The organism is Sphingomonas sp. LC-1, from assembly GCF_025371035.1.
GTDB classification, from domain to species: domain Bacteria; phylum Pseudomonadota; class Alphaproteobacteria; order Sphingomonadales; family Sphingomonadaceae; genus Sphingomonas; species Sphingomonas sanguinis_E.
Genome location: NZ_JANZXB010000001.1, coordinates 269,823 through 282,469, shown reverse-complemented (window position 1 = coordinate 282,469; position 12,647 = coordinate 269,823). Strand labels below are relative to the sequence as shown.

11 protein-coding genes are annotated in these 12,647 nt (G+C 65.0%); 7 read left to right on the top strand and 4 right to left on the bottom strand.

The features are described from left to right. The first annotated feature begins 63 nt into the window (after nt 1-63). The 5 genes from NZL82_RS01220 to NZL82_RS01200 all read left to right on the top strand — a co-directional run bounded on the left by NZL82_RS01220 (nt 64) and on the right by NZL82_RS01200 (nt 6,162). Complete coding sequence (locus NZL82_RS01220) at nt 64-2,547, top strand: TonB-dependent receptor (RefSeq protein WP_261267958.1); 2,484 nt, start codon at nt 64-66, stop codon at nt 2,545-2,547. 586 nt (nt 2,548-3,133) lie between these two features. After that, nucleotides 3,134-4,384: a lipoprotein-releasing ABC transporter permease subunit gene (locus NZL82_RS01215; RefSeq protein WP_261267957.1), complete on the top strand. Its 1,251-nt coding sequence runs from the start codon at nt 3,134-3,136 to the stop codon at nt 4,382-4,384. Nucleotides 4,385-4,397: 13 nt separating this feature from the next. Then, entirely contained in the window at nt 4,398-5,096 is a 699-nt protein-coding gene (locus NZL82_RS01210) for an ABC transporter ATP-binding protein (protein ID WP_261268228.1), read from the top strand. Further along, on the top strand, nt 5,093-5,686 hold the full coding sequence (locus tag NZL82_RS01205; protein ID WP_261267956.1) for a GNAT family N-acetyltransferase: 594 nt from the start codon (nt 5,093-5,095) through the stop codon (nt 5,684-5,686). Before NZL82_RS01210 ends, NZL82_RS01205 begins: the two co-directional genes overlap by 4 nt. Continuing rightward, nucleotides 5,683-6,162 (top strand): glutathione peroxidase, encoded by a 480-nt coding sequence (locus NZL82_RS01200; RefSeq protein WP_261267955.1) that lies wholly within the window; start codon nt 5,683-5,685, stop codon nt 6,160-6,162. The genes NZL82_RS01205 and NZL82_RS01200 overlap by 4 nt, the downstream gene beginning before the upstream one ends. 48 nt (nt 6,163-6,210) lie before the next feature. Here NZL82_RS01200 and NZL82_RS01195 read toward each other — a convergent pair whose 3' ends face one another. After that, a complete protein-coding gene (locus NZL82_RS01195) occupies nt 6,211-6,777 on the bottom strand; it encodes an HdeD family acid-resistance protein (RefSeq protein WP_261267954.1) in 567 nt (188 codons plus the stop codon). A gap of 103 nt (nt 6,778-6,880) precedes the next feature. On the opposite strand from NZL82_RS01195, the gene dnaE reads away from it, so the two are divergent. Beyond that, nucleotides 6,881-10,369, top strand: a complete 3,489-nt coding sequence (gene dnaE / locus NZL82_RS01190; RefSeq protein ID WP_261267953.1) for a DNA polymerase III subunit alpha — start codon at nt 6,881-6,883, stop codon at nt 10,367-10,369. Nucleotides 10,370-10,414: 45 nt separating this feature from the next. On the opposite strand, the gene NZL82_RS01185 is transcribed toward dnaE, so the two are convergent. Both NZL82_RS01185 and NZL82_RS01180 read right to left on the bottom strand, forming a co-directional pair. Further along, on the bottom strand, nt 10,415-10,549 hold the full coding sequence (locus NZL82_RS01185) for a hypothetical protein (RefSeq protein WP_261267952.1): 135 nt from the start codon (nt 10,547-10,549) through the stop codon (nt 10,415-10,417). Nucleotides 10,550-10,597: 48 nt separating this feature from the next. Then, nucleotides 10,598-11,665 (bottom strand): PA0069 family radical SAM protein, encoded by a 1,068-nt coding sequence (locus tag NZL82_RS01180; protein WP_261267951.1) that lies wholly within the window; start codon nt 11,663-11,665, stop codon nt 10,598-10,600. Between the two features lie 104 nt (nt 11,666-11,769). On the opposite strand from NZL82_RS01180, the gene NZL82_RS01175 reads away from it, so the two are divergent. Next, the gene (locus NZL82_RS01175; protein WP_261267950.1) at nt 11,770-12,102 is read left to right on the top strand and encodes a VOC family protein; all 333 of its coding nucleotides are present in this window, start codon (nt 11,770-11,772) and stop codon (nt 12,100-12,102) included. A gap of 4 nt (nt 12,103-12,106) precedes the next feature. Here the strand turns inward: NZL82_RS01175 and moaB are convergent, their stop codons facing one another. Continuing rightward, nucleotides 12,107-12,634 (bottom strand): molybdenum cofactor biosynthesis protein B, encoded by a 528-nt coding sequence (moaB, locus tag NZL82_RS01170; RefSeq protein ID WP_261267949.1) that lies wholly within the window; start codon nt 12,632-12,634, stop codon nt 12,107-12,109. Nucleotides 12,635-12,647: the final 13 nt, after the last annotated feature.

Genomic DNA, 12,647 nt, shown 5'->3' with positions numbered 1-12,647 from the left:
TGCGACTTGAATGTCTATTAAATTGATGTGCGAATAGGGTGTGAAACCAAAAGGGGAGCTTCCATGTCCTTGACCCTCGCGCTGGTTCTGGCGGCGCAGACGACGGCGGTGGCCGCCACCGAACCGCAGGATATAGCCGCCGCACAGGCACCACCGTCCCAAGCCCGCCGCGACGAAGGACGGCTCGGCACCGCACAGCAGGGCGGGGGCGACGTGGTCGTCACCGCGCGCCGCCGGGCAGAGACGATTCAGTCGGTGCCCATCGCCATGTCGGTGATCGGCGGCACCGCGCTGGCCGAGACGGGGACATACAATGTTAATCGGCTGACCCAGATACAGCCGACCCTGCAATTCTATTCGACCAACCCGCGCAATTCGGCGGCCAATATCCGTGGCCTGGGCGCTCCGTTCGGCCTCACCAATGACGGGATCGAGCAGGGCGTCGGCATCTATGTCGATCAGGTCTATTACAGCCGCATCGCTTCGGCGACATTCGACTTCACCGATACCGAGCGGATCGAGGTGCTGCGCGGGCCGCAGGGCACGCTCTATGGCAAGAACACCACGGCGGGCGCGATCAACATCATCACCCGCCCGCCCAGCTTTACGCCCGAGGCGCGGGTCGAGGTCAGCGGCGGCAATTACGACTTCTTCCAGGGCAAGGCGTCGGTGTCCGGCCCGCTGGTCGACGACAAGGTCGCAGTGCGGCTGTCCACCTCGATCACCACGCGGCGCGGTACCATTTGGAACACGCGCCAGCAGGAATGGCAGAACAGCCAGGACAATCTGTCGCTGCGCAGCCAGTTCCTGTGGCACGCGACGCCGACGCTCGATCTGACCCTGTCGGGCGATTATGCGCGGCAGAACCCCAATTGCTGCGTCCAATATTATGCGCGCGTGGGGGCGACGCAGCGGCCGGTCACCCGTCAATATGCCTCCCTGGCGGCGGCGCAGGGCTATAGCGTGCCCTCGACCAATGCCTTCGACCGGGTGACCGATGTCGATACCGATCTGCGGGCCAAGCAGGAACTGGGCGGGCTGTCTCTCGTCGCCAATTGGGATGTGGGCGAGGCGACGTTGACCAGCGTGTCGGCATGGCGCTTCTGGCATTGGGACCCGTCCAACGACCGCGATTTCATCGGTCTGCCGATCACCACCGTTTCCGCCAACCCGTCGCAGCAGAGCCAGGTGACTCAGGAAATCCGCATTGCGTCGAACGGCAAGCGGACGCTGGATTATGTCCTGGGCGTCTTCTATTTCTGGCAGTCGATCGATACGCAAGGCTTGCAGGTTCAAGGTCCGGCGGCGAGCCGTTTCCTGCTCAACCCCGGTACGCCGCCATTCGGTGCCAATGGCTGCGCGACGGCCACTACCAATGCGTGCAATCCGGCGGTACTGAACGGCCTAACGTCCCGCAATACGATCGGCTTCACCAACACCTCGGCGGCCTTGTTCGGCAAACTGACCTGGCATGTCGATGATCGCCTGTCGGTGTCGCCGGGGTTGCGGCTCAACTATGACCGCAAGGATGGCTCCTATGTGTCCACGGTCACCAACGGGGCGGGTTCGAGCAACCTGAACAATGACCAGCGCGGCGTTCTTGCGCCGCAGAGTTACACGCCGTCCTTCACCAATTGGAACCTGTCGGGCGACCTGACCATCGCGTACGAGTTCAATCCCAACGTCCATTATTACGCGACCTATGCGCGCAGCTATAAGTCGGGCGGCATCAACCTGTCCGGCCTGCCGCTCGACGGGCAGAACAATCCGATCCTGGCGACCCAGACGGTGAAACCCGAAAAGGTCAACCATTTCGAGCTGGGGCTGAAGACCCAATTCGCCGATCGCCGCGCGACGGTGAACATCGCGGGCTTCTGGACCGAGATCGCCGATTATCAGGCGACGGTGAACAATCTGCAGGTCAACGTCCTGCGCGGTTATCTCGCTAATGCGGGCCGGGTGCGGACGCGCGGTATCGAGATCGATTCGGCCTTCCGCCCGACGCAGCGGTTCAACGTCTATGCCAATGGCGCCTTCACGGACGCGCGCTACACGCGCTTCACCAACGCGCCATGCCCGCCGGAACTGTCGGGTGGCACGGCCCTGCCGGTGGTGAACGGCCAGATCGTCGGCACGCCGGCGGCGGCGGGGACGCCGGGCAATTCGCTGCCCTATTGCGATATTTCGGGCCAATGGTTGCCGGGCGTGTCGCGCTGGGCTTTCTCCTATGGCGCGGAATATGATCTGCCCGCGACCGTGGCCGGGACCGAGGGGCAATTCTATCTGGGCTATGACGGTAGCTATCGGTCGAAATTCTCGTCCAATCCGTCACGCTCGGCCTATACCGATATCAACGGCTACAGCCTGTCCAACGTCCGCGCCGGGTTCAAGGCGCCAGGTAATCTGAACGCCTTTGTCTGGGTGCGGAACCTGTTTGACCATGATTATTACGAATTGCTGGCGACCCAGTCCGGATCGACCGGATTGATCGTCGGCCAGCCGGGCGATCCGCGAACTTACGGGTTCACGATCTCCAAGTCGTTTTGATCCCATCCTCCCCAAGCGCCGCTTGGGGAGGACCCCGTTCGCGAAATCTGTGGGTGAAGCGCGGCGCCCCCATGACGAATCACAGGATTCGTCCACATTCGGTTCATCTTGATCTGGTATAGCGACAGTCCCGTAAACGGGCGCCGGGCCGGCATCTGGGGATGGAGTCTGGAAGCTCCCCGTTCCCCTCGCCGGTTCCGGCGGCTTTTCGGTGGGACAGGATGTGCGGAAGGGCCCGAATGACAAACGCCCGGACCGTTTCCGATCCGGGCGCCTGCGTGACGATCGCTCGTCAGCCCCCTTTTCCCGCTCCCGCATCAACCTCTTTGGGTGAGCGTTGGAGCAATCCCCGAACCACGGCCGTTTCTGCCTGTGTCTCAGTAAGATTGTGTTACGTTAGGGAAGGCTGGCTTGTCATCCCTCTTGCGGCATCCGCGCTACGATTGCTCGGCCGGTGTGGCGTGCGCGCAACAATCCCCGGATTGGCCGGTTTTGCAGGCCGGACCCGGTGCGGCATTGCCAGCATCGGGTGCCGCTCCTACAGCCTCACGGCATTTCCTTGTCTTCATGGATCGATCGGACCTCAATGATCCTGTCTCGTTACGAACGGATGATCGCGCGGCGCTATCTGCTGCCGGGCAAGGGGGAGGCGTTCATCTTCCTCGTCGCCTCGATCAGCCTGGTCGCGGTCATGCTGGGCGTCGCCGCGCTGGTCATCGTCATGAGCGTGATGAACGGTTTTCGCGCCGAACTGTTCGACAAGATCGTCGGGCTCAACGGGCATGCGGTGGTGCAGGGGGTGGGCGGCCGCCTGCCCGACTGGCGCGACATCGTGCGCGACGCCCGTGCGACACCCGGTGTCACCAGCGCGGTGCCGATGATCGAACAACCGCTGATGTCCAGCTATAATGGCCGGGTCGAGGCGGTGTTGGTGCGCGGCATGCGCGTCGCCGATATACGCGGCAACTCCGCGATCCGGTCCAAGATCGTCATGGGCAATCTGAACAACATCACGCCCGGCAGCGGCCGGATCGCGATCGGCAGCCGCCTGGCCGAGGCACTGGGCGCGAGCGTGGGGTCGGAGATTTCGCTGATCAGTCCGCAGGGACAGACTACGCCCTTCGGCACCGTGCCGCGGATCGTCAGCTATACGGTCGGCGCGATCTTCGAGATCGGAGTGTATGACTATGACAAGGCCTATGTCATCATGCCGATCGAGGATGCGCAGACGCTGCTCCTGATGGGTGACACGGTCGGCATGGTCGAGATTCAGACGGTGGACGCCGACCGGGTGGGCCAGATCCTCGCGCCCCTGGCCGACAAGCTGGGCGGGCGTGCGGTGATCGCCGACTGGCGGACGATGAACGCGCAGTTGTTCGAGGCGCTGGCGGTCGAGCGGGTGGCGATGTTCACCGTGCTGTCGATCATCATCCTGGTCGCGGTGTTCAACATCCTGTCCTCGCTGATCATGCTCGTTCGTGCCAAGACGCGTGACATTGCGATCCTGCGCACCATGGGCGCGACGCGGGGCGGGTTGATGCGCATCTTCATGACGGTGGGCACGACGATCGGCGCGCTAGGGACGCTGGCCGGGCTGGTACTGGGGGCGATCTTCCTCTTCTACCGCCAGGGCGTGGTGAACTTCGTGCAGTTCGTGACGGGGCAGAATCTGTGGGACCCCTCGATCCGCTATCTGACCGAGTTGCCGTCCAAGACCGATCCCGTCGAGGTCATCGTCATCGCGTCGATGGCGCTGGTCTTCTCCTTCCTCGCCACGCTCTACCCCGCCTGGAAGGCGGCGAGCACGGACCCGGTTCAGGTGCTGCGCTATGAATGATCCGATCATCCGCATGGGGGCCGCCATACAGCGCCCCGCCGCCGAGCCGGTGCTGGAGACGCGCGGACTCTCGCGCAGCTTCACCCAGGGCGGCCAGACGATCGAGGTGCTTCGCGGTGTCGACCTGGCCATCGCGCCGGGCGAGATCGTGGCGCTGCTCGGCCCCTCGGGCTCGGGCAAGTCGACGCTGTTGCAGGCGGTCGGCTTGCTGGAGGGCGGTTTCTCCGGCTCGATCCGGATCGCGGGCGAGGAGGTGTCGAAGCTCGACGCGCATGGCCGCACCATTGCGCGGCGCGATCATCTGGGCTTCGTCTATCAGTTCCACCATCTGTTGCCCGATTTCAACGCGATCGAGAATGTCGTGCTGCCGCAGCTGGTGCAGGGCAAGCTGCCTGCCGCCGCCGACGAGCGGGCCAAGGGTCTTCTCACCGCGCTCGGCCTCGGCCATCGGCTGACCCACCGGCCCAGCCAATTGTCCGGCGGCGAGCAGCAGCGCGTGGCGGTCGCCCGTGCGCTGGCCAACCAGCCGCCTCTGGTGCTGGCGGACGAACCCACCGGCAATCTGGACGAACATACCTCTGAAGTGGTGCTGGCCGAGTTCCTGCGGCTGGTGCGGGGCGAGGGGTCGGCGGCGCTGATCGCGACGCATAACGAGCGGCTGGCGCTGAAGATGGACCGGGTGGTCCGGCTGCATGAGGGGCGGTTGCAATGAATCCATGGTCTGAGACGCCGACGCTGACCGGCCGTCACGTCACGCTCCGCCCGTTCACAGAGGCGGATCTGCCCGCCCTGGTCGAGGCGGCTCGGCAGGGCGATCTCTGGAACATCTTCTATGCCAATGTCTCGATGATGAAGACGCCCGAGCGCTGGCTGGCGGCGGCGCTCAAGGAACGCGATGTCGGCCGGGCGCTGCTCTTCACCGTCGAGACGCCGAATGGCGAGGTGGTGGGCACGACGCGCTATATGCGCATGGCGCCCCAGCATCGGCGCTTGGAAATCGGTGGTACCTTCTACGCCACCCGCGTCCAGCGGACCGGCGTCAATACCGAGGCGAAGCGGATGCTGCTCGCCCATGCGTTCGAGGTGATGGAGTGCCAGGCCATCCAAATCCGCACCGACGCGCTCAACAAGCGCAGCCAGGCGGCGATTGAGCGGCTGGGCGCCAAGAAGGACGGGGTGTTACGCGGGCATCAGGTGATGGCCGACGGGCGCATTCGCGACAGCATCGTCTATTCGATCATCGACCGCGAATGGCCGGGCGTGCGCGCCAATCTCGATTATCTGCTGGGGAAATACGCATGAGCGGGATTGCGGATTTCACCGTCCGGGCGGCGGATGGTCAGCCTGTCGACATGGCGATATATGCCGGGCGCGTCCTGCTGGTGGTGAACACTGCGTCCAAATGCGGCTTCACCCCGCAATATGAGGGGCTGGAGGCGCTGCATCGCCGATATGAGACGCAAGGGCTGACGGTGCTGGGCTTTCCGTGCAACCAGTTCGGCGCGCAGGAACCGGGCGATGCGGCGGAGATCGCGAATTTCTGTTCGCTGACCTATGACGTGACCTTCCCGGTGATGGCGAAGGTCGAGGTCAATGGCGACGCGGCCGAACCGCTGTTCCAGTGGCTGAAGGCGCAGGCACCGGGCGTGCTCGGCACCAAGGCGATCAAGTGGAACTTCACCAAATTTCTGGTCGATCGCTCGGGCAAGGTGGTCGGCCGCTATGCCCCGACGACCAAGCCCGAGGATATGGTGCGCGACATCGAAGGGCTGCTGTAAACCCAATATCCGTTCAGCCTGGGCGAAGTTTAAGGCCGAGCCACCCGCTCAAATCGAAAACGCGCTCGCGCCCTTCTTGTGATCCAGTGCCGAAGCGATCGACGTGATGCCCCCAAAGAAGAAGCTCAGCCCCAAAATATAGCCCGGCAGCGTCATCGCGCTCCATGGCAGCGTGGCCAGCACGAATACCGCCAGGATGATGTTGAGCACGCCCAGCGCGATCATCCATCCGCGCCGACGGCGCATCCGCGCGCCCAAGCCGATCTCCAACGCGCCGCGCAGGCCCAGCCATACCGCGACGAGCAAGGTAATCGAGATCGCGCCCGTCGCCGGCTTGAACGCCATGATCAGTCCGATGACGAGCGAGATCAGGCCAAAGCCGATGGCATAGCCGCGCCCCTCATGCCCTTTGCCGAAAATCCCCGCACCGATCGCCACGATCCCCGACGCCAGAAAGAACGCCCCGATGACGAGCGTCGCCGCCAGCGTGGCCGGCACGGGAAAGACGAACGCCGCCAGGCCGAGCAGCGCCGACAATATGCCATAGGCCAAGATCCAGCCCCAGCCTGCGCCGGGACGAAGCGAAGTCGCATAGGATCGATCGGTGTCGGTCATCGTCAATATCCTGCGGTAGATCAGCCCTTCTGTTGCCGTAACGGATCGCCTGTGGCCGGGTTCCGCGCTGGTCGAATCACGCGAGGTCGGGTAGGGATGGGGCATGCATTCCGGTTATGTGCCCCTCCGCATCTTTTCGTCCTTCACGATGCTCGATGGCGCGATCGATCCCAAGGCGATAGCCGCGCAGGCCCAGGCCAATAACTTCCCCGCCGCCGGGCTGACCGATCGCAACGGCCTCTATGCCGCCATGGCCTTTTCCGACGCCGCGAAGAAAGCGGGGGTGCAGCCGATCATCGGCACGATGCTGGGCGTCGCGCGGCCCGACATGCCCGACAATGTCGGCGCGGTGGTCGACTGGATCGCGCTCTATGCGCAGGACATGACCGGCTATGACAATCTGTGCGCGCTGGTGTCGGCGGCGCATCTCGACCGGCCGATCGAGCTGGCGGCGCATGTCGGCTTCGACACGCTGGAGAAGTTCAGCACCGGCCTGATCGCGCTGACCGCGGCCGGGGAGGGCGGCATCGCGCGGCTGTTCGCCGAAGGCCAGCCGGACCGGGCCAAGGCCTATGCCGACCGGCTCCAGGCGATTTTCGGCGACCGGCTCTATGTCGAGCTCGCCCGCCGCGACGATCCCATCGAGATCGCGGCCGAGCAGGATCTGATCGACCTTGCCTATGACCGGGACCTGCCGCTGGTCGCGACCAATCCCTGCTGCTTTGCCGATAGCGGGTTCCGCGACGCGCATGACGCCATGCTGTGCATCGCCAATTCGACCTATGTCGAAATGGACGACCGCCCCAAGAGCAGCCCCGAGGCCTGGCTGAAGCCCGCCGAGGTGATGAAGCAGCTCTTCGCCGACCTGCCGGAAGCGATCGACAACACGCTGGTCGTCGCACAGCGCTGCGCGGTGATGGCGCCTTGGCGCAAACCGATCCTCCCCAGCCTCGCGGGCGACCGCGAGGGCGAGGCGGCGATGCTCCGCCGCGACGCGACGGCGGGGCTGGAGGCGCGGCTCGACCGTATCGCCGAGCTGGAGGGCGAGGGCGAACCCGGCTGGCGCGAGGCCTATCACGAACGGCTCAAGTTCGAGGTCGACATCATTATCCAGATGGGCTTCCCCGGATATTTCCTGATCGTCGCCGACTTCATCAAATGGGCCAAGGACCACGACATTCCCGTGGGGCCGGGCCGTGGTTCGGGCGCGGGCTCGGTGGTCGCCTGGGCGCTGACCATCACCGACCTCGACCCGCTGAAGCTGGGCCTGCTGTTCGAGCGCTTCCTGAATCCGGAACGCGTGTCGATGCCCGACTTCGACATCGACTTCTGCGAAACCCGGCGTGGCGAGGTCATCCGCTACGTCCAGGAGAAATATGGTCGCGATCAGGTCGCGCAGATCATCACCTTCGGTAAGCTGAAGGCGCGCGCGGTGCTGAAGGACACCGGCCGCGTGCTCCAGATGAGCTATGGTCAGGTCGACCGGCTCGCCAAGCTGGTGCCTAACCATCCGACCGACCCCTGGGACCTGAAGCGTGCGCTGAACGGCGTGCCGGAGTTGGCGAAGGAATATGCCAACGACAATCAGGTCCGCCGCCTGCTCGACCTGGCGACCAAGCTGGAGGGGCTGCCGCGTCACTCGTCCACTCACGCCGCCGGTGTGGTGATCGGCGACCGGCCGCTGGCGCAGCTGGTGCCGCTTTATCGCGACCCGCGCTCGGACATGCCGGTGACGCAGTTCGACATGAAGTTTGTCGAAGGCGCGGGCCTCGTGAAGTTCGACTTCCTCGGCCTCAAGACGCTGTCCGTGCTGCAAAAAGCGGTGCAGCTGCTCGCCAAGCGCGGGGTCGAGGTCGATCTCGGGGCCTTGGCCTGGGATGATGAGGCGACCTACGCTCTTCTGCAGAAGGGCGACACGGTCGGCGTGTTTCAGCTGGAATCGGAAGGTATGCGGCGCACCCTGTCCGCCGTGCGCCCGACCAATTTCGGCGACATCATCGCGCTCGTGTCGCTCTATCGGCCGGGTCCGATGGACAATATCCCCAGCTTCGGTCGCCGCAAGCAGGGAACCGAGGAGATTATCTACCCGCATCCCCTGCTCGAACAGATATTGTCCGAGACCTATGGCATCTTCGTCTATCAGGAACAGGTGATGCAGGCCGCGCAGATCCTGGCGGGCTATTCGCTGGGCGGCGCGGATCTTCTCCGCCGCGCGATGGGCAAGAAGGTGAAGGCGGAGATGGACGCGCAGCGCGCCATCTTCGTCAAGGGATGCCAGGAGGTGAACGGCATCCCGTCGCAAAAGGCCAATGAGCTGTTCGACTTGATCGACAAGTTCGCCGGCTATGGCTTCAACAAGAGCCATGCGGCGGCCTATGCGCTGCTCGCCTATCAGACGGCGTGGCTGAAGGCGCATCACCCGCACGAATTCTATGCCGCGTCGATGTGCTACGACATGGCGCTGACTGACAAGCTGGCGATCTTCGTCGACGATGCGCGGCGAATGGGCGTGACGATGCTGCCCCCCTGCATCAACGCCAGCCAGGCCGAGTTCGATGTCGAGCCACATGAGGACGGCCTGGGCGTCCGCTATGCGCTGGGTGCGCTCAAGTCGGTGGGCGAGGGCGCGATGGAGAAGCTGGTCGCCGAGCGTAATGCGGGCGGACGTTTCGCCTCGCTCGATGCGCTGGCCAAGCGGGTCGATCCGCGCCTGATGAACAAGCGCCAGCTGGAGACGCTGGCGTCCGCGGGGGCGTTCGACGGGATCGAGGTCAACCGCGCAGGCGTCCATGCGGTCGCCGAAACCGTCCTTGCCATCGCCGCGCGCACCCATGAGGGGCGGACCAGCGGGCAGGGCGGGCTGTTCGGCGAGACGGAGGTGGCGGGCGACGCGATCAAGTTGCCGACCGGCACCCGCTGGAGCCTGTCGCAGCGGATGGAGCAGGAGAAGGAGGCGTTCGGCTTCTATTTCTCCGCCCATCCGGTCGATCGCCACGCGCATATCGCCAAGATGCACGGCGCGCGGACCTACACCTCGCTGACCGACCTGATCATCCCCGACGACGGCGCGCGGATCGGCGCGACGATGGCGGCTTTGGTCGAGGATGCGCGCTGGCGGACCTCGGCGCGGGGCAAGCGCTATATGATGGCGCAGCTATCCGACGCGACGGGGCAGTTCCTGGCGACCTGTTTCGACGATTCGGTGGCGGGCGATCTGGAAAAGGCCGCCAAGGAGGGCGATTGCGCGCTCATCACCGTCGAACTTGATCGCCGTCCGGGCGAAGAGGCCCCACGTGTCAGCATCAAGCGGGTCCAGCCATTCGACGGGCTCGCCAGCACCGCGAAGTTCGTGGTCGAGGTGACGGTGGCCGACAAGGCGGCGTTCAAGGCGCTTCACGCGATGCTCGACCCGCTGCGCAACGGCCGGGGCGAGGTCCGGGCGCGGATCGCGGGGCCGGACGGCGATACGCTGCTGATGCTGGGACGTAACTTCCTGCTCGACGCCGAACTGGCCAGCCATATCGAGGACCTGCCGGGCGTGACCGCAGTCGCGATGAAGTCGTCGGAGGCGCGTCTGGCATTGGTGGGGTAATGGCTGAACCGTCGCCCCAGCGCACGCTGGGGCGACGGCCCGGCATTAGCCCCCGACTTCGCGCCGATCCTGCTCTTCGTCGCCCGCCTCACCATGATTGCCATAGCCGCCGCCGGAGCTGTCGGCCTCGTCCTCGTTGGGCACCTGTTCGGGCGGGGTCTGTTCGGGGTCGTGGATCATCGTCGCTCTCCTTCCCGGTTCCAACGCGTGGACGAAGCGGGATGATCCTCAAAACAACTCGCCTTGCGCTCCCCTTGGCGGGCGAAACAGGCTGGTGTCGAGCGGCGGCCGATCGCGATTGAGGCCGTGCAACCGGCAGGCGCGGCGAAAGCGGACGCGCAGCAATTCCGCCCAGGGGCCCTGTCCGCGCATCCGGGTGAAGAAGCCGGGATCATTGTCTCGCCCGTCGCGCAGCGACTGGATGATCGCCATCACCTTGCTCGCCCGTTCGGGGAAATGCGTATCCAGCCAGGCGCGGAAGAGCGGCGCGACTTCGTGCGGCAGACGGACGGGGATGAAGAAGGCATGACCGGCCCCCGCCTGCGCCGCACGGGCAACCAGATGCTCGATCTCATGGTCGGTGATGGCCGGGATCACCGGCGCCAGCGAGACATAGGTCGGGATGCCCGCCGCCGACAGCTTCGCCACCGCTGCCAGCCGTCGCTCGGGCGTGGGCGCACGAGGCTCGACCGTCCGCGACAATCTGGCGTCGAGCGACGTGACCGAGACGCACACCGTCGCCAGCCCTTTGGCAGCCATCGGTGCTAGAATGTCGATGTCGCGCACCACTCTATCGGACTTGGTGGTGATCGCGACGGGATGGTTCGTCTCGGCCAGCACCTCCAGGATTTGCCGGGTGATCCGCCATTGCTGCTCGATCGGCTGATAGGGATCGGTATTGGTCCCCAGCGCGATCGGCGCGACGCGATAGCCGGGCCTGGCGAGTTCGACGCGAAGCAGCGCGGCGGCATCCGGCTTGGCGAACAACTTGGTCTCGAAGTCCAGCCCCGGCGAAAGGTCGTGATAGGCATGGGTCGGTCGCGCGAAGCAATAGATGCAGCCATGCTCGCACCCGCCATAGGCATTGATCGACTGGCTGAACGGTACGTCGGGCGAGCTATTGCGGGTCAGGATCGTGCGGGGTTTGACGATCGTCACGCTCGTCCGCAGCGGTGGCGGTTCGCCATCGACCACCGTACGCTGGTCCAGCCAGTCGCCGTCCGCCTCCTGTTCGGGCAGGTTGAAGCGCCGGCTCGTCGCATTCCCGGTCGCGCCCCGGCCCGTGATCCTCGTCACGGTAGCGCCCCTGAGCGGCGCGCGATCATATCGGAAGAATCGTCCTTGACCATCTGGTCAGGCTATCGCATCAATGGGAACGTATCAAGAACAAGGGGAGTGTGATGGCACGGTTCGAGTATCTGGAGCTTCCGGTTTCCGATCGGGCGGAGGCCAAGCGCTTCTATGCCGATGCGTTCGGTTGGGACTTTACCGATTTCGGTCCCGATTATGCCGCGACGATGAGCGGGGACACCGATTTCGGCCTCGACGCCTCACCCGAGAAGGTCGGCGCGCCGTTGCCGGTGATACGCGTCGACAACCTGGAGGCGGCACAGGCGGCGGTCGAGCGGGCGGGTGGCGCGATCAGCGTGCCGATCTTCGCCTTTCCGGGCGGCAGGCGTTTCCACTTTCGCGATGTTGACGGTCACGAACTCGCCGCGATGCAGGCCGACTGAGCGATCAGCGCTCCAGCAGCCGGGGCATGAGTTCGACGAAGTTGCAGGGGCGGTGACGGCTGTCGAGCTGATCGCGCAATATGCCGTTCCAGGCGTCCTTCACCGCACCCGTCGAGCCCGGTAGTGCAAAGATATAGGTCCCGCGCGCGACGCAGGCGCAGGCGCGCGACTGGATGGTCGAGGTGCCGATCGTCTGGAAGCTGAGCCAGCGGAAGAGTTCGCCGAAGCCGGGAATCATCTTGGTGGCGACGCGCTCGACCGCTTCGGGGGTCACGTCGCGGCCGGTCACGCCGGTGCCGCCGGTGGTCAGGATGCAGTCGATGCTGACGTCGTCGATCCATCGATGGAGTTGCGCGACGATATGGTCGGCATCGTCGCGCAGGATCGTCCGCTCGGCCAGGTCATGGCCTGCCTCGGTCAGCAGCCCGACCAGCGTATCGCCCGAACGATCCTCCGCCAGCGAGCGGGTGTCGGAGACGGTCAGCACCGCGATGCGGACGGGCAGGAACGGGCGGGTCGTATCGATGGGCATGGCGGCTTTCGAA